General features: G+C 42.8%; 24 protein-coding genes. 9 read left to right on the forward strand and 15 right to left on the reverse strand.

Going from position 1 to position 24,064, the window contains the following annotated elements; all coding sequences use genetic code 11:
• The first annotated feature begins 38 nt into the window (after positions 1 to 38).
• The 3 genes from QZX97_RS18400 to QZX97_RS18410 are packed head-to-tail and all read left to right on the forward strand — an operon-like array spanning position 39 to position 3,687.
• Positions 39 to 1,862 carry an ABC transporter ATP-binding protein gene (locus QZX97_RS18400; protein ID WP_295651539.1) on the forward strand — a complete coding sequence of 608 codons (1,824 nt, stop codon included), beginning with the start codon at positions 39 to 41 and terminating at the stop codon, positions 1,860 to 1,862.
• Positions 1,862 to 2,590: a glycosyltransferase family 2 protein gene (locus QZX97_RS18405; RefSeq protein ID WP_295651536.1), complete on the forward strand. Its 729-nt coding sequence runs from the start codon at positions 1,862 to 1,864 to the stop codon at positions 2,588 to 2,590. Before QZX97_RS18400 ends, QZX97_RS18405 begins: the two co-directional genes overlap by 1 nt.
• Positions 2,587 to 3,687: a glycosyltransferase family 1 protein gene (locus QZX97_RS18410; RefSeq protein ID WP_295651533.1), complete on the forward strand. Its 1,101-nt coding sequence runs from the start codon at positions 2,587 to 2,589 to the stop codon at positions 3,685 to 3,687. Before QZX97_RS18405 ends, QZX97_RS18410 begins: the two co-directional genes overlap by 4 nt.
• Here QZX97_RS18410 and QZX97_RS18415 read toward each other — a convergent pair whose 3' ends face one another.
• The 8 genes from QZX97_RS18415 to QZX97_RS18450 all read right to left on the reverse strand — a co-directional run bounded on the left by QZX97_RS18415 (position 3,688) and on the right by QZX97_RS18450 (position 13,164).
• Positions 3,688 to 4,497, reverse strand: coding sequence for a class I SAM-dependent methyltransferase (locus tag QZX97_RS18415; RefSeq protein ID WP_295651530.1), 810 nt, complete (start codon positions 4,495 to 4,497; stop codon positions 3,688 to 3,690).
• Positions 4,498 to 4,543: 46 nt separating this feature from the next.
• On the reverse strand, positions 4,544 to 5,473 hold the full coding sequence (locus QZX97_RS18420; protein ID WP_295651528.1) for a nucleotide-diphospho-sugar transferase: 930 nt from the start codon (positions 5,471 to 5,473) through the stop codon (positions 4,544 to 4,546).
• Between the two features lie 24 nt (positions 5,474 to 5,497).
• The gene (locus QZX97_RS18425; protein WP_295651527.1) at positions 5,498 to 6,574 is read right to left on the reverse strand and encodes an acyltransferase; all 1,077 of its coding nucleotides are present in this window, start codon (positions 6,572 to 6,574) and stop codon (positions 5,498 to 5,500) included.
• 166 nt (positions 6,575 to 6,740) lie between these two features.
• Complete coding sequence (gene infB, locus QZX97_RS18430) at positions 6,741 to 9,620, reverse strand: translation initiation factor IF-2 (protein WP_295651526.1); 2,880 nt, start codon at positions 9,618 to 9,620, stop codon at positions 6,741 to 6,743.
• Positions 9,621 to 9,681: 61 nt separating this feature from the next.
• Complete coding sequence (nusA, locus tag QZX97_RS18435; RefSeq protein ID WP_295651523.1) at positions 9,682 to 10,917, reverse strand: transcription termination factor NusA; 1,236 nt, start codon at positions 10,915 to 10,917, stop codon at positions 9,682 to 9,684.
• 7 nt (positions 10,918 to 10,924) lie between these two features.
• Positions 10,925 to 11,407, reverse strand: coding sequence for a ribosome assembly cofactor RimP (gene rimP, locus QZX97_RS18440; RefSeq protein ID WP_295651520.1), 483 nt, complete (start codon positions 11,405 to 11,407; stop codon positions 10,925 to 10,927).
• A 130-nt stretch (positions 11,408 to 11,537) separates the two neighbouring features.
• Positions 11,538 to 11,963: a hypothetical protein gene (locus QZX97_RS18445; protein ID WP_295651517.1), complete on the reverse strand. Its 426-nt coding sequence runs from the start codon at positions 11,961 to 11,963 to the stop codon at positions 11,538 to 11,540.
• Positions 11,953 to 13,164, reverse strand: coding sequence for an ATP-binding protein (locus QZX97_RS18450; protein ID WP_295651514.1), 1,212 nt, complete (start codon positions 13,162 to 13,164; stop codon positions 11,953 to 11,955). Before QZX97_RS18450 ends, QZX97_RS18445 begins: the two co-directional genes overlap by 11 nt.
• Positions 13,165 to 13,351: 187 nt before the next feature.
• Between QZX97_RS18450 and QZX97_RS18455 the strand changes: the two genes are divergently transcribed.
• The 3 genes from QZX97_RS18455 to QZX97_RS18465 all read left to right on the forward strand — a co-directional run bounded on the left by QZX97_RS18455 (position 13,352) and on the right by QZX97_RS18465 (position 15,394).
• Positions 13,352 to 14,287: a 2-hydroxyacid dehydrogenase gene (locus QZX97_RS18455; RefSeq protein ID WP_295651512.1), complete on the forward strand. Its 936-nt coding sequence runs from the start codon at positions 13,352 to 13,354 to the stop codon at positions 14,285 to 14,287.
• A 166-nt stretch (positions 14,288 to 14,453) separates the two neighbouring features.
• Positions 14,454 to 14,927 (forward strand): transcription elongation factor GreA, encoded by a 474-nt coding sequence (gene greA, locus QZX97_RS18460; RefSeq protein ID WP_295651509.1) that lies wholly within the window; start codon positions 14,454 to 14,456, stop codon positions 14,925 to 14,927.
• Between the two features lie 71 nt (positions 14,928 to 14,998).
• Complete coding sequence (locus tag QZX97_RS18465; RefSeq protein ID WP_295651507.1) at positions 14,999 to 15,394, forward strand: HIT family protein; 396 nt, start codon at positions 14,999 to 15,001, stop codon at positions 15,392 to 15,394.
• A 42-nt stretch (positions 15,395 to 15,436) separates the two neighbouring features.
• Here QZX97_RS18465 and ruvC read toward each other — a convergent pair whose 3' ends face one another.
• Positions 15,437 to 16,042, reverse strand: coding sequence for a crossover junction endodeoxyribonuclease RuvC (ruvC, locus tag QZX97_RS18470; protein ID WP_295651504.1), 606 nt, complete (start codon positions 16,040 to 16,042; stop codon positions 15,437 to 15,439).
• A gap of 114 nt (positions 16,043 to 16,156) precedes the next feature.
• On the opposite strand from ruvC, the gene QZX97_RS18475 reads away from it, so the two are divergent.
• The gene (locus QZX97_RS18475) at positions 16,157 to 17,131 is read left to right on the forward strand and encodes a hypothetical protein (protein ID WP_295664902.1); all 975 of its coding nucleotides are present in this window, start codon (positions 16,157 to 16,159) and stop codon (positions 17,129 to 17,131) included.
• Positions 17,115 to 18,245, forward strand: coding sequence for a glycosyltransferase (locus QZX97_RS18480; RefSeq protein WP_295651499.1), 1,131 nt, complete (start codon positions 17,115 to 17,117; stop codon positions 18,243 to 18,245). Before QZX97_RS18475 ends, QZX97_RS18480 begins: the two co-directional genes overlap by 17 nt.
• Before the next feature lie 54 nt (positions 18,246 to 18,299).
• On the opposite strand, the gene QZX97_RS18485 is transcribed toward QZX97_RS18480, so the two are convergent.
• From QZX97_RS18485 to rbfA, 3 genes are all read right to left on the reverse strand, one after another.
• Positions 18,300 to 18,494, reverse strand: coding sequence for a cold shock domain-containing protein (locus QZX97_RS18485; RefSeq protein ID WP_295651496.1), 195 nt, complete (start codon positions 18,492 to 18,494; stop codon positions 18,300 to 18,302).
• Between the two features lie 73 nt (positions 18,495 to 18,567).
• Complete coding sequence (locus tag QZX97_RS18490; RefSeq protein WP_295651493.1) at positions 18,568 to 19,272, reverse strand: peptidoglycan DD-metalloendopeptidase family protein; 705 nt, start codon at positions 19,270 to 19,272, stop codon at positions 18,568 to 18,570.
• Positions 19,273 to 19,279: 7 nt separating this feature from the next.
• Positions 19,280 to 19,651, reverse strand: a complete 372-nt coding sequence (gene rbfA, locus QZX97_RS18495; RefSeq protein ID WP_295651491.1) for a 30S ribosome-binding factor RbfA — start codon at positions 19,649 to 19,651, stop codon at positions 19,280 to 19,282.
• A gap of 233 nt (positions 19,652 to 19,884) precedes the next feature.
• Here rbfA and QZX97_RS18500 point away from each other — a divergent pair, with 233 nt between their 5' ends.
• Complete coding sequence (locus QZX97_RS18500) at positions 19,885 to 20,574, forward strand: hypothetical protein (protein WP_295651487.1); 690 nt, start codon at positions 19,885 to 19,887, stop codon at positions 20,572 to 20,574.
• Here the strand turns inward: QZX97_RS18500 and QZX97_RS18505 are convergent.
• The 3 genes from QZX97_RS18505 to QZX97_RS18515 form a co-directional block, all read right to left on the reverse strand.
• A complete protein-coding gene (locus QZX97_RS18505; RefSeq protein WP_295651485.1) occupies positions 20,571 to 21,656 on the reverse strand; it encodes an alginate lyase family protein in 1,086 nt (361 codons plus the stop codon). The two genes, QZX97_RS18500 and QZX97_RS18505, sit on opposite strands and share 4 nt — an antisense overlap.
• Positions 21,657 to 21,704: 48 nt before the next feature.
• The gene (gene hflX, locus QZX97_RS18510; RefSeq protein ID WP_295651483.1) at positions 21,705 to 22,889 is read right to left on the reverse strand and encodes a GTPase HflX; all 1,185 of its coding nucleotides are present in this window, start codon (positions 22,887 to 22,889) and stop codon (positions 21,705 to 21,707) included.
• 76 nt (positions 22,890 to 22,965) lie between these two features.
• On the reverse strand, positions 22,966 to 23,880 hold the full coding sequence (locus tag QZX97_RS18515) for a toxin-antitoxin system YwqK family antitoxin (RefSeq protein ID WP_295651481.1): 915 nt from the start codon (positions 23,878 to 23,880) through the stop codon (positions 22,966 to 22,968).
• Positions 23,881 to 24,064 lie beyond the last annotated feature (184 nt).

Genomic DNA, 24,064 nt, shown 5'->3' on the forward strand with positions numbered 1-24,064 from the left:
CCCATTAATACTTAATTTTGCGGGCTTTACACATATAAATGAAAACATACTTCAGGTTACTTTCTTTTGCCAAGCCAATTGAAAAGTTTGCCATACCTTATATCATCTGCACTGTATTTTCGGTCATATTCAGTACGCTAAACTTTGCGTTATTAGCGCCTTTATTGAAAACCTTATTCAACAATCAAAAACCCGACCCACATTTGTTAAAGCCAAGCAGTTGGTACGATGTTTTGGGGAAATTCAATTATTACGCTAACCTTGCCGACCTTAAATTTGGTGCAACTACTACCTTACAAATAGTTTGTTTGGTTATCGTGTTATCGGTGTTGCTGAGTAACATTTTTCGCTATCTCTCGCAGCGCATTATGGAAAACCTGCGTATCCATACCTTGCTGAATCTGCGTAGCTCAGTGTTTAATAATGTGATGGGCTTGCACATGGGCTATTTCAACAACGAACGCAAAGGCGATATCATATCAAAAGTTGCATCGGATGTCCAGGTGGTTCAGTATTCTGTTACGGGTACTTTGCAGGTAGTATTTAAAGAGCCGCTACAACTGTTCGCTTTTATGTTCATGCTATTCACTATATCATTTAAGCTTACACTTTTTTCGATGCTGGTTATCCCGGTATCGGCATTTGTGATATCGCGAATAGTAAAAAAGCTCAAACAACAAGCAATCGAGGCCCAAAAGACGTACGGTAACATGATCAGTTATTTGGATGAGGCACTTACCGGTATCAAAATTATCAAAGCATTTAATGCTGCTGAGTTTATCAAAAATAAGTTTAACATTGAAAATACGCGGTATTCAAAAATAATCCGTTCAATGGCTAAACGCCAGCAATCAGCATCACCGGTATCAGAATTTTTGGGTGTAACCATGATATCAAGTATCGTGTTGTACGGTGGATCGATGGTTATTTCTGGCCATTCTGAGTTAAAACCAGAGGCTTTTATAGACTACATTATCCTGTTCTCGCAGGTAATGCGTCCCGCCAAGGCAATATCCGATTCGTTCAGCAACATACACTCAGGTATTGCTGCGGGTGAACGCGTATTAGAACTGATTGATGAGAAGTCACTTATTACCGACTCCCCGGATGCTGTTGCAGCAAAAGAATTTAGTAGTGATGTTACCTTTAAGGATGTTTCATTTGCTTACAATGAAAAAATCGTTTTAAACAATATTAACCTTATTATCCCGAAAGGTAAAAAGGTAGCCTTAGTTGGGCCATCCGGTGGGGGCAAATCAACATTGATCGATCTGATACCGCGTTTTATTGAGCCACAGGAAGGAGCAATATTTATTGACGGAAAGAATATCCAAGACCTGACAACCGATTCAGTTCGTGCATTAATGGGTATCGTTAACCAAGAATCGATTCTATTTAACGACACCATATTCAACAATATCGCCTTCGGTAAAACCGATGCCACGATGGAGCAGGTTGAAGCCGCGGCACGCATAGCAAATGCCCACGATTTCATTGTGGATACCGAAAATGGCTACGATACCAATATTGGCGACCGAGGCTCCAAGCTTTCGGGCGGCCAAAAACAACGGATATGTATTGCGCGCGCTGTACTGAAGAACCCGCCGATCATGTTGCTGGATGAGGCGACATCGGCATTGGATACGGAATCGGAAAAGCTGGTGCAGGATGCCTTGAACAACCTGATGCAAAACCGTACCTCGCTCATCATAGCACACCGTTTAAGCACCATACAAAATGCCGATATTATCGTAGTGTTGGAGAGCGGTAACATTGTTGAGCAAGGTACCCATACCGAACTTGTTAACAAAAACGGCCTTTACCGTAAGCTGATAGATATGCAAACCTTTAATGCCGATTAATGGAGAAGCAAGCTTTTTTGGTTTCGGTAATATGTGTAACCAGGAATGCCGCATCGCAATTGCCGGGATTGATTGATAGTGTGCGCAAGTACAAAACAGCTGAAGTTGAATTTATCATCATCGATGGGAATAGTACCGACGAAACCGTAAATTGCATCAAACAAAATAAGGACGTTATAGATTTTTGGTTGAGTGAGCCCGATAAAGGTATTTACGATGCCATGAATAAAGCTGTTGGCTATGCGCATGGCAAATGGCTGTACTTTATTGGTGCCGATGATATTTTGTTGGACGGGTTTGCAGAGATGCTGCCTCGATTGGAAGATGATAGCACTGTTTACTACGGTGGAGTAATTTATCATGGGAAACCATTGTCGAAAGAGTTTGATAACTATACATTGGCCAAATCGAATATTTGCCACCAGGCAATATTTTACCCGGCTGCCGTTTTTAAGAAATATAGTTACGATACCAAATATGTGATTTGGGCAGACTTTCATTTGAATATACGCTGCTGGGCCGACCCTGAATTTAAGTTCGAGTACCATAAATTAATAGTAGCAAATTACGGGCAGGGCGGCTTTTCGGAAACGGCAGTTGATGCTGTTTTTGAAAAGGAACGTGAAGGGCTGATCAGGAAGTATTTGGGGGCTTATGCCTATTGGCGCTTTTTAAACCGACAGCACGGAGCCTGGGGGATGATAAAAAGGATATTTAAAGCAGCATGATCAAAGTTTTATTCGACCATCAAAAATTCAGCGAGCAGAAGTACGGCGGTATCAGCCGGGTGTTTGCGCATTTGATTGGCGGGATAAAAACGAGCAGTGAGTTTAGCTTAAAATTGGGCGTATTATACTCGGATAACTATTACATTAAAGACGAGCCACAACCATTTAACAATGCAATAGGACGATTTTTGTTAAAAGGGAAAGCCAAAAGGGCTTATAAATGGAACAAGCTATACAGCAAGTACCTGATCAAAAAAGGCGATTTCGATGTGTTTCATCCCACTTACTTCCACCCTTACTTTTTAAAGTACATTAACAAGCCCTACGTGCTTACCGTGCACGATATGATATACGAATGTTTGCCCGATTATTTCCCGCTAACTGACCCTTTGCCAAGATGGAAAAAGGAAACCGTACAGAAGGCGGCGGGTGTGATTGCGATATCAGAGTCGACAAAAAGGGATTTGGTAGAAATACTCAAAGTACCTGTAGATAAAATTACTGTAATATACCATGGCATTGATTTGGACGCTCCGTTGGATGTAGAAGTTGTTCTTGGTCTGCCCGTCAAATACCTGCTTTTTGTGGGCGAAAGGGGCAATTACAAAAATTTCTTCAGGTTTATTAATTGCTGCGGGCAACTGGCTGTTGATTACCCTGATCTGCATTTTGTTTTTGCCGGCGGCGGCGGGTTCCGGGTTTCGGACAGCGACTTCATCAACAGGTTGAATTTGACCGATAAATGCGTACAGCTTAACGCCACCGATGCGCAATTGAACTACCTATATCAAAACGCGGAATTTTTTGTGTTCCCATCATTATACGAAGGCTTTGGATTGCCATTGCTCGAGGCTTTTAAAGCGGGTTGCGCGGTTGCAGCAAGCAACACCAGTAGTTTCCCCGAAATAGGCGGCGATGCAGTGTGCTATTTTGACCCGATGGATGAGCAAAGCATGTTTAAAGCTTTTAAGTTGTTATTGGATAAGCCCGAGATAAAAGCAGGATTCATTGCAAAGGGAACAGAGCGGGTTAAAGCATTTAGCCTTCAAAAACAAATTGACGCTACATTAGCCCTTTATAAAAGCGTGGTAGGGTAATCAGCCCAACTTGCTTTTTATCATTTCCCAATCGCGTTGCAGCAAGGTTTCTCTTAAATTGTAAACCTGTTTGTCGTGCTTCCTTAAAAACTTGCGCATTTTCCTGATAAAAAACGGATCACGTATTTTGAAGGGGTTAGTTCTTAGTTCCTTTTTGGTGAACAGGTGCCAGCGTTGACCATCGGTATAAAAATTATAGCCTAACTTTTTAGCCATATAAGCTAAGGCTGCTTCGGTAAATATGGACACGTGCTGGCCGGTTTCGGGTATAAAGTACCACCAGTCGTTCACGCTTTTAGGCGTTGGGTTTGGCAGTAGTTCGGTCGAAAACAGGAAACTATCGGAATATTTTAAAACCGTTTCAAGCTCTGCATAAGGGTTGGGCAGATGCTCCATCACTTCGAAAGCTGTTACCATTTCGAACCTGGTATCGGTGTCAATATCTTTCAGATCAAAAAACTCGGCAAACAGATTATCGCAATATCGGTCTGTGTTGTAAAAATCAAAACCTTTGTCGCGCATCAGTCGGGTAAATACGCCATACCCGCCACCATAGTCCAAAAACTTCCCATCGGCGTTAAAGTTTTTCGACAATATCTTTTCCAGCTCATTGCTCAGGTTAATGTTACGACCCAGCAAACCAATATCCAATTTGGTGATAACGGAGGAATAAGCTTCATCCAGCCAATAAGGTTCTTCGGTTTGGACAAAACCGGTTTCGTTGCATTGAAAATAGCTGACCTTGTATTTATTTAGGATGGTAGCTGTAAAAAGCAATGTGGTTTGGCCGCCGGTAATTTTACTGAGCATGTTTTAATTTGAGCCCTAAATTATAAATAATATTTGATTGGCTTGGCTACCTGATGAACAGGCGTTTGAACCGGGCTTTTAAAGTTTTGTCCTTCTTTTTTCGGGCCTCCACATTAAAATCTTTGTTCAGGGTAAACATATCGGCTTCTTTTTCGGGCAACATATTTTTAGGATGGATAATGTCGTTGATATTGGATAAGGGGATGCCCGCGTTTTCGTTCTCTATATCCGAAGTATGGGTTGCACCGCTGCCAAAGCCTATATTGCTCACCAGGTTGACATTGGGCATAACGCTCAAACCTTTTTTCATAAAGTTGGTAAAAGCTAATTGGTAGTCCCAGGTGTTGATTTTTTTGGCTTTTAAGACTTCAAATATTTGCATCCAGCTATTAACAACATAAGTATCGCCAAAGATATCGTGGAGTTGTTGTTTTACTTCATTGTCGTTATAGTCTGATAAGTCAACATCATAATCCGCCCAAACGCGCTTCCAGCTTGCCCATCCCCAAACATGGGTCAGTTTCGAAAAGTAATAGGACGCTTCGCCCCAAGTATTACCTTGCTGAAAATTGGAGCCGGCTATATGTCTCACACGGTTATCGTTCCGGTAATAGTCAAGCAAGGTATCGCAAAAATAAAAGAAGCTTGTTACGGGTAAACAGTCGTCCTCTAAAATGATGCCTTCATCTTCCTGATCGAAAAACCAACCGATGGCAGATGAAACAGCCACCTTGCAGCCTAAATTCTCGTCCCGGTATAGTGTTTTGAGTTCACAGTCCCAATCAATTGCTTTGATAATAGCTCTGGTTTGTTCGCACAATAAAGCCTCATTTTCTTTATCGGACCTCGGCCCGTCGGCAGCTACATACAGGCGGGCCGGTTTTGCATGCCTTATTTGTTCGAAGACCTTTTTGGTTACATCGGGCCGGTTAAATATCAGGAATAATACGGCAGACCTTGTTTGGTAATTTTGCATGTACTATAAAATACAGGCAATATACTATCGCCCGATAATCCACTTCAATTTTGTTTTGTTGAGCAATTTAACAAATGCAATAACAATAACATAGATAATTAAAAAGCGCAGCAATTGGTAAACAACTAAAACCGGCAACCACAGATGGTTAGGGTTAATATTAAAAGGGTCGAAAATAGCAGAGAGTAAGCTTACCACTAAAATATAATGGATCAAATAAACTCCGTACGTTGTTTCACGGGGTTTAAATGAGGTTATTAATTTAAAATTTCGTCTTTTTAGCATCAGGAAAAAGCAACTTAGCGAAAATAGGATATTGCTGAAGCGCAACGAATTATAGGGGTCGCTGTTATGTAGTGATTTTAAAAAGCCCGTTTCGGTAACTCCAAGAAACAAAGTAGCAATGGTTAAGCCCCACCATAGCCAAAGCGGGGTTTTATCAATCCACAAATTGACTTTGTCCCAATTTTTATTTAATTGAGCACCCAGCCATAAAAAAAACACAAAACCGAATATTGCAGTGGTATGCCCTGGCGGTATCCATGAGAAATAGATATTGACCGAATAGAAAATAGTAAATAATGCCAGTGCCGCACCCAAAACATAGTTGTACAGGTATTTTTTAAAAACCAGCAACAAAGTAATACAGAACAAGAAGTTTGGTATGAACCAATAAATGGTGTAAAGGTAAGTAGTTTTAACGTTGGTGATGAAGGATGAGTTATCGTCGGGTGTACCCGCAATGCCCCTCACCTTATTTAACAGAAAGCCGTAGTTTGTTACCACGATATATATTAACGACCAGATAACCCAAGGCCAAATGGTACTTTTAAGCCGACGGTTTAAATATTCAACGGGCGTGTAATCGGTAAATTTTTCACCAATTAAAAAACCGGCTATCACAAAAAAGATGATGGTACCAAACTTGCTTATTTGTATCAGCGTTACGTATATAAACTCGCGAAAACCGGTTGGGTTGTATAATGCCGGCTGAAAATAAATGCTATGTTCCATCACGATGAACATCATCGCGATACCGCGGATTGCATCTATAAAGTCGTAGTTTTTTTTGGTAGTGTTATTATCAATTAAATTAGTCATGTATGGCAGATATACCTATTGTACTATATTTTCAGGCAAAGGTTTAGTTGATTGATGAAATCAATATGAAAACTTACGGGTAAGTATGGAAAGCTTAGGGGCAGGCACAAAAAAGCCCCCGAAAGTAGTACTTCGGGGGCTTATATTAGCTAAGGTAAGTTGTTTGTTACAACTTACGTTTTACTTCCACATTTTCGTAGGCTTCCACTATGTCGCCAACTTCAATGTTGTTAAAGTTATGGATGTTCAAACCGCACTCGTAGCCGGTGGCCACTTCTTTCACATCGTCTTTAAAGCGTTTCAATGAAGCCAGTTCGCCCGTGTAAATTACCACACCCTCACGGATGATACGTATCTTGCTGTTTCGGTTGATTTTACCGTCCAATACCATACAGCCTGCAATAGTACCGACTTTACTGATCTTGAAGGTTTCGCGTATCTCTACGTTAGCCACAATTTTCTCTTCGAATGTTGGTGCCAACATACCTTCCATCGCAGCCTTGATTTCGTTGATGGCATCGTAGATGATGGAATACAACCTGATGTCGATCTGCTCCTGTTCGGCCAATTTACGGGCACTACCCGAAGGGCGTACCTGGAAGCCGATAATGATCGCATCAGAAGCTGAAGCTAACAACACGTCCGATTCGGATATTTGACCAACGGCCTTAGATATGATGTTTACCTGTATCTGATCGGTAGATAGTTTAAGCAACGAGTCGGATAAGGCCTCGATCGATCCATCCACGTCACCTTTTACAATGATGTTCAGTTCCTTGAAGTTACCAATCGCTAAGCGGCGGCCAATTTCATCGAGCGTGATGTGTTTTTGCGTACGCAAGCCTTGTTCGCGCTGTAATTGTAAACGTTTGTTGGCAATTTCGCGGGCTTCAGGTTCGCTTTCGAGGGCATTGAATTTGTCGCCCGCTGTAGGGGCACCCTGCATACCCAGTACCTGTACCGGTGTTGATGGACCTGCGGATTCAACACGCTGGCCACGCTCGTTGGTCAAGGCCTTAACACGGCCGCTATAGCAGCCGGCCAATATCGGGTCGCCCACGCGCAGCGTACCTGCCTGTACTAAAACAGTGGTAACAATACCACGGCCTTTATCTAATGCCGCCTCAATAACTGTACCTACGGCACGTTTATTAGGGTTAGCTTTTAATTCTAATAATTCAGCTTCGAGCAATACTTTTTCGAGCAACAGATCGACATTCAAACCTGTTTTGGCCGATATTTCCTGGCTCTGGTATTTACCGCCCCATTCTTCCACCAAAATATTCATGGCCGAAAGTTGCTCCCTTACCTTATCGGCATTGGCACCCGGTTTATCAATTTTATTGAAAGCGAAAATGATTGGTGCGCCTGCTGCCTGCGCGTGGTTAATGGCCTCGCGCGTTTGCGGCATCACACTGTCATCCGCAGCTATAACGATGATGACAATATCTGTTACCTGCGCACCACGGGCACGCATAGCGGTAAAGGCCTCGTGGCCCGGTGTATCGAGGAAGGTGATTTTGCCTTTGTTTTCGGGCAATGTTACTTCGTAGGCACCAATATGCTGGGTTATACCACCCGCTTCGCCGCCTATAACGTTGGTTTTACGGATAAAATCGAGCAATGATGTTTTACCGTGATCGACGTGGCCCATAATGGTTACTATCGGTGCACGTGGTATCAGGTCGGCCGGATCATCCGGTTCGTTTAAGTTAGCTTCTTCGTCCTGTGGTTTTACAAACTCTACTTCAAAGCCAAATTCCTCGGCAACAATGCTCAAGGTTTCAGCATCCAAACGCTGGTTGATGGATACGAACATACCCAGACTCATACAGGTAGAGATGATCTGTGTTACCGATACGTCCATCATCGAAGCCAGTTCGTTGGCGGTTACAAACTCGGTTACCTTTAATACTTTGCTTTGCAGTTCCTGCTCTAAAGCATCTTGTTCACTCATCGCGGCCACGTCATCGCGTTTTTGGCGACGGAACTTGGCGCGTTGCGCAAATTTGCCCGATTTACCGGCACCACTTAAACGTGCGAGTGTTGCCTTGATCTGGTCTTGTATCTCTTTTTCCGAAGGTTCTTCTTTTTGGCCACCTGCCGATGTTGGTTGCTGTCCTTTATTCCTGAAATCGGGGCGCGAAATAGTGCTTTGGCCTTTTTTAAATTCGGGGCGCGGTGCACCACCCGGCTGTTGGCCCGGTTGTTGCCCTTGCGGGTTTTGTTGGCCCGGCGCATTGGTTTGCGGCCTTTGGCCCGGCGCGTTTTCTTTGCGTTTGCGTTTGCGCCTTTGCTCGGCGGCGCTGTTTGATGATGCTATGGGCTGGTTGCGCTTAGGCGTATTTACAGGCAACGTTATCTTACCGATAACGTTAGGACCTGTCAAGCGTTCGGCCTTGGCGCGTATTACGTCATCTTCTTCACCGGCAACTTCCTCAATCTCTTCAACTACAGGTGCCTTTTCTTCTACTTTGGCAACAGGTTGTGGTATTGGCTCGGGTTTTGGTGCCTCGGGTATTTTTTCGACGGGTGCTGCTACAGGAGCGGCAGCCACCGGCTCAGGTTTTACCGGCTCCGGCGTCTCAACTTTTACCTCCTGTTTTGGTTTGTTCAGGTTATCGAGGTCTATTTTCCCTACCACTTTAACGCCGGGCAAGCTGCTTTCCTCGTGCTCGGTTACAACCGGGGCAAGGGGCTTTGGCTTTTCAACCGGATGTGCAGGGGGGGAAAAAGTATGTAAATTTTTAACCAGTATTTCTTCCTGCTCAAAATCTTTTGGGCGCGTGGTGTGCGGTACATGTTCGGGCACACCGGTCTCTTCACGCCTAATTTTACCAATGCTTATTTGCTTGGCTTCTTCTTTCGTGATTTTATCTGCCTGAAATTCTTTCAAAAGGGCATCATACATTTCGCCTTCAATTTTAGCATTGGGTTGCTTTTCTATCTTGTAACCCTTTGATGCTAAAAAGTCGACGATGGTACCTGTACCAATGTTGAGCTCTTTTGCTGCTTTAAATAACTTTATTGACTTGTCTTCTGACATTTATATTTTATTACCTCTTTATTCTTTTTTGCAAAAATACGTTTTAATTTGGTTATTCTGCTTATTCAAATTCGGCCTGAAGTATCGATACAACGTCTTTTATGGTTTCTTCTTCCAAGTCGGTACGTTTTACCAATTCGCCAATGCTCAATGCCAGTACCGATTTAGCTGTATCTAACCCAATACGCTTAAATTCATCCAATATCCAGCCGTCAATTTCGTCGCTAAATTCTTCAATGTCCACATCTTCCTCTTGTTCATCGGCTTCGCGGTACACATCAATTTCGTAACCTGTCAATTTACCTGCCAGTTTTATATTATGACCGCCACGGCCAATGGCCAACGATACCTGATCGGGTTTTAAGTACACCGCGGCTGTTTTTTTCTCATCATCTAATTTGATAGAGGTGATTTTTGCCGGCGATAAGGCACGTTGTATGTACAACTGTAAGTTGTTGGTAAAGTTGATCACGTCGATATTCTCGTTCTTTAATTCGCGAACGATACCATGGATACGCGATCCTTTCATACCCACGCAGGCACCTACGGGGTCAATACGGTCATCGTACGATTCAACAGCTACTTTGGCACGCTCGCCCGGTTCGCGGACGATTTTTTTGATGGTGATCAGGCCGTCGAATATCTCGGGAACTTCCAACTCGAACAGGCGCTGTAAAAATTCGGGAGCAGTACGCGAGATGATGATCTTAGGGTTGGTATTCATCATATCAACCTTATGTACCACCGCGCGAACGGTATCGCCTTTCTTAAAGTAATCGGCAGGTATCTGTTCCGATTTTGGCAACAACAGTTCGTTGCCTTCATCATCCAATACCAAAGTTTCCTTTTTCCAAACCTGATATACTTCGCCGGTTACAATTTCGCCTACGCGGTCTTTATATTTTTTATAGATCTCGTCTTTCTCCAGTTCTAAAATTTTTGATACCAGTGTTTGGCGTGCGGCCAAAATAGCACGGCGGCCAAAACTTTCGAGCGTAATCTGTTCAATGTGCTCATCGCCCACTTCCAAATCGGGGTCCAACAATTTAGCTTCGGCCAATTCAATTTCCAGGTCATCATCTTCACTAAAGCCGTCTTCCATCACCACGCGTGTGCGCCATATTTCCAAGTCACCATTATCGGTATTTACGATAACGTCGCAATTTTCGTCGGTACCGTATTTTTTGCGGATCATGCTCCTGAAAACGTCTTCCAAAACGCTCATCATTGTTGGGCGGTCAATGTTTTTGAAATCCTTAAACTCCTGGAAGGAATCGATTAAATTAATATTGCTCATCGTTTTTTTACTTGAATGATATTACAACTTTTGTTTCAGCTATGTCGCTCAGCGCGATGGGGCTTTCAATAATTTCGGCCTTTTTTGCTTTTGCTCCGGCTGGTTTTATTTTTTCTTCAATTATTATGGTTTCGTTATCTATACTTTTTAATATGCCCTCGCGCTTAGAGCCGTCAATCATTTTAACAGCCAGCGTACGGCCAATGTTTTTGGTATACTGCCTTGGCAGTACCAGTGGTGTATCAATGCCCGGCGATGATACTTCGAGGTTATAAGCCTCGTCTATCACTTCCTCTTCTTCCAGCTTAAAGCCTACAAACCGGCTGATGGCGGCGCAATCGCCAATACCTATGCCCTTGTCGCCATCCACCAAAATCATCAATTTGCGGCCCGGCAGCATTTTGATATCCACCAAAAACAAGTCGGGGCGATCGGCAATCTTCTCCTCCACCAACATGGCCACCCTTTTCTCGATTTTCTTTTCTGACACTTTTTTTTGAAAAATAAAAGAGGGGACTATTGTCCCCTCTGCTGTATTATGCTACAAAGGTAAGTAATTTATTTGGAAAGTCAAGAGGGGGGAGTAATTTCGGATTTCGGATGTTCGATTTCGGATTAGGTTATTTAGTCATTGGCCAAAATTTATGATCTTTATCTAAGAAAACGATATAAAATGTGTCGTCTTCAATATAGCCAACTACAACTTCTTTACTTTTTGAAGTTATATGCATCACAGTCCAATCGACCGAACTTATGTGTTTCGGCTGTGTAAATTCTGAGTCTGGTGGAAAACTAACTTTAGTGTAGGGTTTTAAATATTGTTTTTGTATAGCTTCCTGACAGGAAAATTGCCCCACAAACTGTAATCGCTCATTCATATCTGATAATAAGCCTAATTCTTCCCATTCTTGTAAAGTTTGTCCTTCTGTATTTACAATAAGTTGAATAAGGCTAAATGTAATTTTTCTAACCTTTTTAGTTTGAGCCTCTCTATTACCCTGCTCGCGTAAGTACGCTGGGTCTTTTCTTTCCTTTTTAGGAGGCATAAAGCAAGTCAGTTAATTTCGAATTTATGTCTAAGGTCTCGGCTGCCCCAAAAGTATTCTCAAGATATTTTTTATCATACGCGGATGAATTTCGGACGGCGCTCGATTTAAATTCAGCTAAGGAATAAAGTGAAGAAGCGCCAAACTGATCTTTTTCTACGAACCATATCTGGTCCCGTCGTAATATCTTCTTGTCCAGTAAGTTTGTATCTTGTCCTGAAAAAATGAATTGTGCTTTCAAAAAGTTAAATTCTTGAAAAAAGCACATTAATTTTTTTGTGAGATTCGGATGTAATTTACTATCAAGTTCATCTATAAATAAAATACCACCCCTTCTTAAAGTATCATATATTGGACCGAGAATGTGAATCAATTTTACTGTTCCAGCCGATTCCATTTTTGATTGAAATGGAATTGCTTCAATTAACAAACCATTTTCATCATACTTGTTATGATAAGTTATTATTTCGCCGTCCTTTTCACCTGCTTCTATATTTGAAATTTCCAAATATTTTAAAACGTTAGCCGCCCATTTTTGAAAATTTAAATCAGACCTCAATAATTTTGTCGTAAAATCTTTGTGAAATAGTTCATGAAGCCCGCTAATTACGTTAAAATTATAAAACCAAAATATGATTTTTTTAGAAACTTTTTGGTTGTATTGAGCTAAATGACTTAAGAAAAGCACATTTGAATTAACTTCATCTTTGTACTTTTCGCCTTCGCCAAACGATTCTTTATTAACGATAAAATTTTGGCCATCACGTGTAAAAAGAGCTATTTCCCTGTCAAGCTTACGGTATAACCATTCCTTTTTAATTTCATATTTGTATATTTCAAAACCGTAACGGTATATAATTCCTTCTTGTAAAAAGGAAACCTCAAACATTGTGTTATTTTTTTCAGAACTTGAGTTTAATCGATATCCAAAATCGTTATTTGGTTTTTCTTCATCCTTTTTTAGAGAATCGCTAAATGAGTTTGAAATAATTCCATTCATAACAACTGCGGCTTGAATAAAGTTACTTTTTCCACTACCATTTGAACCATAAATCGCTGCGCTTTTAAGCAGATCGAACTCCCGTCCAGTAGCTATAACATTAGTTTTTAAATGCTCTTTAAAGGATTTTACCTTCGTCATTAAAAAACTAGTTTCATCCTTAAAGGACAAGAAATTTTTAAACTTAAATTCTATTAGCATTATTAAATTATTTATACAAAGATAACGATGTTAATTAAGATAATTGTATATTTTTGGTAAAAAATGCGAATAAGTAAGCGGTTGACGTTTTGCAACTAAGCAGAGCTGTTCAGTCAGTGATTCACACCCCCACCCCATTTGCACATCCGCACATTCCTACCCATCTTTGCATCCTATCAAAACAGCATTGAAACAAAAGATACTCATTGTAGACGACCTGCACCCCATCTTTATCGAAATGGCGGAAGCCTTGGGTTACGAATGTAATTACCAACCAAAATTTACATTGGCCGATACGTTGGCGGTATTAGCCGACTATGAAGGCCTGGCCGTACGCTCTAAATTTTTGGTGGATAAGGCGGTTTTTGATGCCGCCACCAAACTTAGGTTCATTTGCCGGGCCGGCGCCGGGATGGATAATATTGATGAGCCATATGCGGCGCAAAAGAGCGTACATTTGATAAACGCACCTGAAGGCAACAAAGATGCGGTTGGCGAACATGTGATTGGGATGTTGCTTTGCCTGATGAACAACCTGAACCGGGCCGATGCTGAAGTACGTGCCGGTTTATGGCAGCGCGAAGCCAACCGCGGGCACGAATTGAAAGGCAAAACGGTAGGCATCATCGGTTATGGTTTTATGGGGCAAAGCCTGGCGCGAAAGCTTTCGGGCTTTGACGTGAACGTGATAGCTTACGATAAATATAAAACCGGCTTTAGCGACCGCTATGCACGCGAGGTGAGCATGGAAGAAATTGTAAAGCATAGCGACATACTGAGTATGCACGTGCCCCTCAGCAACGAAACCAAATACCTGGTGAACGATGAATACCTGTTCCACTTTAAAAAGCCGATATTTTTAATCAATACCTCGCGCGGCAAAGTGGTACAAACACAGGCCGTGTTGAGCGCGATAAAAAGCGGTAAGGTATTAGGTGCTTGTTTGGATGTGTTGGAAGTGGAGAAATTTCCCGCCGTTGGTGAACAGCCTTGGTTTGAAGAGCTGAAAGCGTCGGGCAAGGTGCTGTTGGCCCCGCACATAGCCGGCTGGACGTTTGAATCGTATCGTAAAATAAGCGAGGTAATGGCCGAAAAGTTAAAAAATTTGGAAATTCAAACTTAAATATCTTATCTTCGTTCTACACTTAACAAGACTATGTAGGCAGGTGCCGATATAGTCTTGTTTGTTTTTAATAGAAACCTGTGATGTCCTTCTGTTGCAATAGGAGGGCTATTTTTTTTACAGGGTTTCGAGGGTTTTTGTTTCATAGTATTAATAATTGTGCGTTATGGCAGATGTAGCTTACTACACCAAAGAAGGTTTAGAAAAATTAAAGGAAGAATTACAGTATTTAAAAACAACAGGCAGGGCTATTATTTCGAACGCGATAGCTGAGGCCAGGGACAAGGGCGACCTATCGGAAAACGCGGAGTACGACGCGGCAAAAGATGCCCAAGGACACCACGAACATAAAATATCGAAACTGGAAGAAGCGTTATCGAACGCGCGCTTGTTGGACGATTCGAAGCTTGACCTGAGTAAGGTTTTGGCCCTGTCAATCGTGAAAATAAAAAACATGAAGAACGGCACCACGATGAGCTACCAATTGGTAAGCGAAAGCGAAGCCGATTTGAAAGCGGGCAAAATATCGGTAACATCGCCCATAGCCAAAGGCCTGTTGGGCAAAAAGGTTGGCGAGAAAACCGAAATCACCGTACCTGCCGGCAAGATTGAGTTTGAGATACTGGAAATATCAAGATAAGGATTGAATGATTGATTTTTAAAAAATGGTCATTCAATAAACCTTTCAAACAATCGCGCAATAAATCAAAAATGCCAAGCATCTTTACCAAAATAGTAAACCGCGAAATACCTGCGCATATAGTTGCGGAGACGACTGAGTTTTTGGCTTTTTTGGACATTAATCCGTTGGCTGCCGGGCACACGCTGGTTATCCCTAAAAAGGAGGTCGATTATCTATTCGATCTGGATGATGAAACCTATACCGGCTTGTGCATATTTGCCAAGATTGTGGCGAAGGGCATTGAGAAGGTGATACAATGCGAGCGCATAGGTGTTACGGTAATCGGATTGGAAGTACCCCATGCGCATATTCATTTGATACCCATCAATGGCGTTAACGATATGAATTTTTCGAAGCCGAAACTGAAAATGGGTCAGGAAGAACTCGCCGCAATCGCAACATCCATAAGAGAAGCCCTAAAGTAAAAAGGCGGCATTTGCATATCCGCACATTTACTCATATGCATATTACTTCTTTTTCGGCAATGCGCCGCTCACCCGCTCCGTATTATCCTTCACAAAAGCCGCCCATCCTGTTTTGGCTTTTTTACCGCCGCCAATACTCGATGTTCCTTTAAGGCTTATTTTTTGGAAAGCATGGCAAACGGCCACGGCCAGCCCGTCTGTAGCGTCTAAAAACTGGGGTGTTTCTTCAAATTTCAGCAAGGTTTGCAGCATAGCGGCTACCTGTTCTTTGGTGGCGTTACCGTTCCCTGTGATAGACTGTTTTATTTTGCGAGGGGCGTACTCGGCAATAGGCAATTGGCGCGACAATGCCGCAGCCATGGCCACCCCTTGCGCCCGGCCCAATTTGAGCATCACTTGTATGTTTTTGCCATAAAACGGAGCTTCCAGTGCCATGCAATCGGGGTGATACTCATCAATAAGCGCGATGGTTTTTTCGAAGATACGCTGCAGCTTAAGGGCGTGGTCGTCAAGGTGGTCCAGTTTAACAATGCCCAGGCTCACCAATTCAACTTTGGGGCCGGTTTCTTTTACCAAACCATAACCCATTACGGCCGTACCCGGGTCAATTCCTAAAATCACACGTTCCTTAACATCGGGCTGCTGCATGGGCAAGTATAAGTAAATGCGGTGTTTTATTTAAAACAATTTAGCAAAGCTGCGTTATATTGCAATACATACTATTTTATATAGCGCATTTTGTAACATTGCACAAAATTACCTTTGTTGACACGCTCTGCCAAAAAAATACTCTCGTTCAGCATTAAAGCGCTTGTTATCGCCCTCGCCTATGTATTTATTTACAAAAGCGTAAGCAACAAGGCCGAGTTGCAACAGTTTAAAAACCTGCTGCAAACTGTCGACCAAAACAAGGTATATGTTACCATGTCGGCAGTTGTTTTGCTGATGCTGCTCAACTGGCTGCTCGAAGCCTTTAAATGGAAATACCTTACCCGCAGGTTACAACGGATGACGATATGGCGCTCGATAGCGGCGGTGTTTTGCGGCCTTACATGGGCTATATTCACACCAAACCGCTTAGGCGAGTACGGCGGTCGGATTTTATACTTACCTCCCTCAAAACGGGGCTACGGCGTGTTTACCATGGCGGTAGGTTCATTCGGGCAAAACGTGGTGACTAATGTGGTTGGGGCTACGGCTTTAATGTGGTTTGTGTTCAGCTTTTTGCACCTTAATGTATGGGTGCTTATACTGCTTACGCTGTTAGCGGTTTCCCTGGCGGCAATTATGCTCGCTTGCTTTTTCAATATCAAATGGCTGGCGGTGTTGCTGAACAAAATCAAGTTTATGCACCAATATGAGCGGTTTTTTAATATCATAGCCAAATACCGCAAACGAGAGCTTGCGACAGTGATGTTGTTTTGCGTGTCGCGATTCGCGGTTTTTTCGTCGGAGTATTACCTGGTCATCAATTTGTTGTTGCCGCAACTATCTATATTCCCCACTTTGATGATGGTGTTCAATATGTTCTTTATCCAATCGGCCCTGCCAACGCTCGATTTGGTGGATGTTGGCCTTCGCGGCATGACGGCGGCCACATTTTTTAGCTATATTACATCGCAAAAGCTGGCCGTTATTGCCTGTGTATCGTCCATATGGTTTATCAACTTAATTATACCGGCTATTATTGGTTCAGTGTTCGTTTTAAAAATCAGGTTCTTTGATCGTACTGCATAGCATCATATCGCTTTTCGCAACAGCTGTTTATCTGTTTTTATTGTGCTACCTCACGATAGGTTGGGCACGGCTTAAAACTCCAAAGACAATAAAAAGGGCATTCACTACCAAGGTGACCATCCTGATAGCCGCCCGCAACGAAGAGGACAAGATTGCCTTGACTATCGACGATATCCTGGCGCAGGACTATCCTAAACATCTTTATGAGCTCATTATTGCCGACGACCACTCGACCGACCGCACCGCCGAAATCATCAGCGGCTATGCCGACCGTGGCGTGCGCCTGTTGCAGCTGCGCGATAACAAGGTCCTCAATTCCTATAAAAAAAGGGCGATTGCGGAAGCGATCAGGATATCAACCGGCGACTTTATGGTGGCTACCGATGCCGATTGCCGCATGGGGCCGCAATGGTTGTCGTGCATCATCAATTACCACGAGTCGAACGATTTGGTGATGGTTTCGTCGCCTGTTACTTACTTTGAGGAGAAGACCCTGTTTGAATATTTACAAACGCTGGAGTTTATGTACCTTATTGGTATCGGTGGCGCCTTTATAGGTAACAAAAAGGCTTCCAACTGCAACGGCGCTAATTTTGCCTATCGAAAGGATGTGTTTTATGAAGTTGGTGGCTTTAGCGGTATCGACGAATTGGCATCGGGCGATGATGAGCTGTTGCTGCAAAAGGTGGCTGCGAAATATCCCGGAAGGATTGGCTTCCTGAAACGTACCGAAGCGGTGGTGTATACCCATGCCAAACATACGTTAACCGAGTTTATGCAGCAACGGAGGCGTTGGGCATCAAAATCGACCAAGTACAAAGACAAAAAGATCATTGTATTTGGCATTTGCATTTGGCTGTTCAACTTATCCATACTGGTAAACGCGGCTTTGGGTTTTTACAACACGTACTTTTTTAAACTGGTATTGCTGCAATTGTTACTAAAGTACGTTTTCGAGTTTACTTACCTGTTGCCATTGACGATGTTTTTCAAACGTGTTTGGCTCATTTCGCTGCTCATCATCCTGATACCTATCCATGTAATCTACTTTGTGTATGTGGGAATTTTGGGAAATAGCAAACGCTACGATTGGAAGGGGCGCAACGTACGTTAAACAAAAAAAGCACCCCAATGTGGGATGCTTTTCAGGATAATGTATGGTATCTTATTAAGAAACAAGCGAAACATTAACCGCGTTGAGGCCTTTCTTACCTTTTTCTACTTCAAATTGAACTTCATCATCCTCGCGGATAACGTCGATTAAACCTGTAGAATGAACAAAAACATCTTCGCTGCCATCGGCCGGAATAATAAAACCGAAACCTTTGGTTACATTAAAAAACTTTACTTTACCGTTTTGCATTATAATTATTGTTAAAAATTGGGCGAATATAGCCATTATTTTATCAGATTGCCAAAATAGGCCCAACGCAGGGCTAAACCATGTTGTTTTGCGTGAAGCGCAACACAAGGTTAGGATCGGGGATATTAGCCCGGTACCGCTCCATTTCCGAGTACCGGCAAACGCCCGGGTAATCGCCTATCATGCTTTCCATATCAAACATCAGTTGGAAATGCAGGTGCGGCAGCCATTGCCCGTTTTCGTCTGCATCGCCAAAATGGCCTAATACCTGGTTCATTTCCATAACCTTGCCTTCGTACAAGTTGTGCAGGCTTTCTCTCGATAAATGTCCGTATAAGGAATAAAGCAGCAAGCCATCTAAGTTATGTTCCAGTATGATAGTCGGGCCGTAATCGCCAAAGTTATTGTTGTCTTTAAAGCTATGCACTTTACCGGCGAGCGGTGCGTAAACCGGGGTTCCGGCAGCGGCCCAAATATCAATGCCCAGGTGCAGTCGGCGCGGTTCATCACCGGCATCAAACAAAGTGCTTCGGGCGTATATGGTACGATGCTCAAAGTATCCGCCAATGCCGTAACGACAATCGTTTCGGGCTATTTTGTTCGAAACCCAAGTGGAAAATCGCTCGGTATCGCCGAGGTCGGCAAGGGTAAGTTCATGGTTGGTTTCTGTAAAATCCAAGCCTATCAGGCGGTCCGTATCGGCATCAAAATCGACTACCTTGCCAATGGAGGCCGGGTGTTTCGCCAACCATGCCGTAAGCTGCCCATGTTTGTCCATACCCGATTTACTCTTCCTCTTTCTGCCGCTCTTCCTTGCTTATCTTATCGAATATCTTGTCCATGCGTTCCACGTAATCGCTGGTATCGTCAATAAAAAACTCCAGTTGCGGAATAATGCGCACCTGATCTTTTATACGGGCGCCCAATTTATAGCGTATTTCGGAGGCATGCAGCTTAATGGTCTGCAAGGCCAATTGCGTATTGGTATTGTTAAAAAAGCTCAAAAAAACACGCGCCAAAGCCAAATCGGGCGTAACCCTCACTTTGGTAATGGTAACCAGGGTATTCGGCAAAAAGGCCATGCCCTCGCGCTGAAATATGGCTGCAAGGTCTTCCTGGATTACTCCTGCAAATTTTTGTTGACGTTTTGATTCCATTGAGATGATTTTATTAGCAGAGACGGTAAACTTTCACGACACTTGAGTGTCTCTATATTTTAAACAACTATTGCAATAATAAAGATTATAGCTAACATTTGGTTTTCAAATCGCGAAAAAAGATAATTAAAAAGATAATGCCTATAATTATAACAATTATTCATTTTTGTGTATCAAACCCGTAATAATTACGTTTAAATAACCGAAATTTATATTACACCGCTACCACTACTGTGAAAAGGCTTTGTCTGATAATTATATTTTTAACAAGTTTTGCCGGCAGCTTTGCGCAAAGCGGTAACATCTACAGTGCCTTTAGTATTGGCGCAGGTGTGGGCACCACCACTGTGTACGACTACGTTTTAGCCGCTCAAAACAAGTATGCCGTTAACGGAACGTTTAGCTACAATATTACCCCCTTTTTTACTTTGACCGGTGAAAGCCAGTTTGGCAAATTTGAAGGCGGCGACCTGACCGCATTTAACATGAAATACTTTTACAGCACTTACGCCGCTGCTACCCTGCACGCCGACCTGCAATTGGGCGAGTTGATAGATTACGGCCGCAGCGATTTTTTGTACGGACTAAAAGATGCCTATTTTGGCAGCGGCTTTGGCCTTTTGGAAAACAGCATCACCTACGTGCAACCTATATCGCCAAACTCAAATACGCTGTACAATACCATTAACAGCTCTACTAATTTTTTAGTGCCCTTTGTTTTAGGTTACGATATCAAGATATTTAACGACTACGATGAGCCCCAAATACGCCTAGATATAAGTTATACCCTTAACGCCGCGTTTGGCCAGGGTATAGACGGTTATGTTACCGCCGCGCCCGTTAAGTTTTACTCCTACTTTGCGGTAGGTGTTAAATACGGCTTTGGCCCCGGCAAACTTTACCGCAAACCTATACGCTATTAATTTTTTTCTGCACTGTTTAATACCAGTTGCCAATCAAAATAGCCGGGTTTTGTACGGCTTCCAATAGTTTTGACTATTTCTGTGTACTTTGGATCGAAATATGCGGCAAGCGCCAATGTTTTTAGTCCGTTTAAGGGGTCGAACAGGGTGCCCGGCTTAAAGTCGGCCTCCCCATTCCTGGCCCTTTCGCCGTCAAACTTTTCGGTCGACTTCACATATTCGCGATGGGTTTTTTCGCCGGTAACATAAGGCAAAAACCACTCTACCGATTTTTTTATCGATGAGCCTGCAGGCGATCGCATACTGTAATAATCAATCCCGGTTGCGCGCTTTAAAACAATGGCTAATTTCAACAAGGGCTCCAGGGTGTAAGCATGGTAATGCAAGGCATCGCGCAGCTTAAAATCCATACCCGAGCCATCGGCATACAGGTTTACTTCAATTTGCTTTTTTAAACCTTCGATAGCGAATTTCTGATAATCGGCATTATCTATCGCGAAGCCAATCTCGCCCACTACCTTTAACCGGTGCGATTGCCAGTTGTTCGTACCGGTTATTTTGCCGGGAGTGAATGTTTTTATTTCGGCATCGGCAGCCTGTGCCAGCCAACGGCTAATCAAAACCCTTTCATCGGGTTTCAAATTGGCTTTCACCATATCGTAAGCTTCAATGGCATCATCCAAATTGGTATCATCAATCGGGTCGCCTTTCGAAACATTCACCTTAGCCCATGCCGTTAAATAGGTCTTCAGGTTTTGGAGATAGCTCTTTTCGGCTTCAACTTTATAAGCAATGGCTAAGGCATACATTTTCTTCATGTCCCTTAGGGCAGTTGTTGTGGCTGTTTTTTTAGGGTTGCCTGCCAATAAGCCTTCGGTACGGATGGTATCTACCGGGTCAGGATTTTCGTTTACAGCCTGGTCGGCCAGTTTATGGTAATCGTTATAATATCGCATCGCGTCCGCATCGCTGCCCATACGGGTTTTCAGGTTTTGAATCTCCTTATCGTTCAACCCCACATACTGGGCCTTAACAACAAGTGTAAACAGTGTACATAAGGCCAACAGGGTTAATTTTTTCATTTGGGGTAATGGGTTGAACTGTTTAGGGCTTTGCGGCCCGCAAAAGGGTTAATATAACAGCTTATCGTACGGATAGCGTTTGGTATGGATTTCTTTGATGTAATGGTACAACAAAGCCCTGAACTCATCAACATTTTCTTTTTTTAACGCCGATATAAATATCGCCGGACTATTGTTCTTCGCCATCCAACTGTGTTTAAAGTCCTCGAGCGTCATCTTTATTTCGGGTTCGTCCGGGTCGACGGGGATAGGCTGGTAGGCATCCATTTTGTTAAATACCGTAATCATCTGCTTGTCTATCGCGCCAAGCTCTTTCAGCGTTTCGTTCACCGTTTTTATCTGGTCCTCAAAGTTGGGGTGCGATACATCCACCACATGTACCAATATATCCGCCTCGCGCACTTCGTCTAAGGTCGATTTAAAACACTCTACCAAATGGTGGGGCAGTTTGCGGATAAAACCTACTGTGTCCGACAACAGGAAAGGCAAATTCTCAATCACCACCTTGCGCACCGTAGTATCCAGTGTGGCGAAGAGTTTATTCTCGGCAAATACCTCCGATTTCGAGATCATGTTCATGATCGTCGACTTACCTACGTTAGTATACCCTACCAAAGCCGCGCGAACCAATTGCCCTCGGTTTTTGCGCTGGGTTTCGTTCTGCCGGTCTATCAGTTTTAGTTTATCCTTTAACAGCGATATTTTGGTGAGGATGATACGCCTGTCCGTCTCAATTTGCGACTCACCCGGTCCGCGCATACCGATACCACCTTTTTGGCGTTCCAAGTGGGTCCATAAGCGCGTCAGTCGCGGCAGCAGGTATTGCAATTGCGCCAGTTCCACCTGACTGCGTGCCTGCGCTGTTTGCGCACGCGCCGCGAAGATGTCTAAGATCAGGTTATTCCTGTCCAGTATCTTCACGCCCAGTTCATTCTCAATATTGCGCAATTGCGATGGCGAAAGCCCATCATCAAAAACCACAATATCTATCTCTTCCGATATCACGTATGCCTTTATCTCTTCCAGTTTGCCCGTGCCCACAAAAGTGGCGCGCTCGGGGCGCAGCATTTTTTGGGTAAAGGTTTTTACGGTAAGGCCGCCGGCGGTCTCCACCAAAAACTCCAGCTCCTCCAAATACTCGCGCTCCTGCTCCGCGGTCTCATTGGGGGTAATAATGCCCACCAGTACCGCTTTCTCCTGCTTCACAGCAGTATCATAAAATTTTTGCTTCATTCAATTGTATTCAAGTGCAAAGGTACGTGTTTTTAATAAGTGGTGATTTTGGTGACTTGTTTTGAGGTAAGGTAGTCTAGTTAAGATTTCTCTTCCCAATCTCTTCGCCTTTTTTGAAAGTTTTAATCGCAGTCAACTTTCCAGCCAAATCATAGAATTTTATATCACCATTGGGCTGGTCATTCTCATAATTTCCTTCTCCCTTGATTTTACCGTTGTCATAATAAAAAATTTGATGCCCCTGCTTTTGACCGTTCTTTATATATCCGTTAAATTTTAATTTACCATTCTCGTACCATCCCGTTGCAGCTCCGTAAACCCGTCCGTCTACATTTTGAGTTAAAAATTCCAGCCCGCCGCTTGAATAATATCGCTTGTATGCCCCATTGAAGTTTCCCCCTCGTATTTCACAAAATATGTGCACTTTTCCATTTTCGAACCATTGTTCAACACAAAGCTTTTTTTGTCCATCATATAGACAGCTATCTTTGATTGTGCCACTTTCATAGTATTCGTTTATCCACCCCACTCCATGAGTGCAATTTTTTATCAATCGAATCTTTCCATTTTCATAATAAATCTTCCATTTATTTCCGATTCTGTGATTTTGAATAATGCCTTCAGCTAATACAACTCCTTTTTGATTAAATATTTGAATTGGCCCGTCTTTTAAATAATAATGGATTGTTGTATCTGCCTTTGGAAACGTGTACACCGCTGGTTCTCCATTCCGATCACAAGCGAAAATGGTGTCCACATTTTCTCCATCGACTATTCTGCCTTTTTCATACACCTTCCCATCAAAATAAAACAAAGTATATCGTCCGTTTTTCACAGTTCTTTGGTTACCTATAGGTATCCATTTCCCCTTGCCTGTTTTAGCATCCACCCACCAACAGTTATCAGCGTTTCTTTTACTGCTATCGTTAATGTCATCCTTGCAACCAGCAAAAGCGAGCGCGAAAAAAAGCATCAAGTAAATGTTCTTCATTTATAGCTATTTTGCCTTCAATTTATAAATCTCTCAATTCAAAATGTCACGTCCTGAAAAAAGTTGACTGATTTGGTGATACAATTATTGTTAATTAAGTTGACTATTTATTAAAGGTTTTACTTCTCTTTTATAAGTTTTTATTTTGATGTTTTTTTGCATGTGCATTTGTTTAGGTGTAAGC

The sequence above is a fragment of the uncultured Mucilaginibacter sp. genome (genome assembly GCF_903893715.1).
Classification (GTDB): domain Bacteria; phylum Bacteroidota; class Bacteroidia; order Sphingobacteriales; family Sphingobacteriaceae; genus Mucilaginibacter.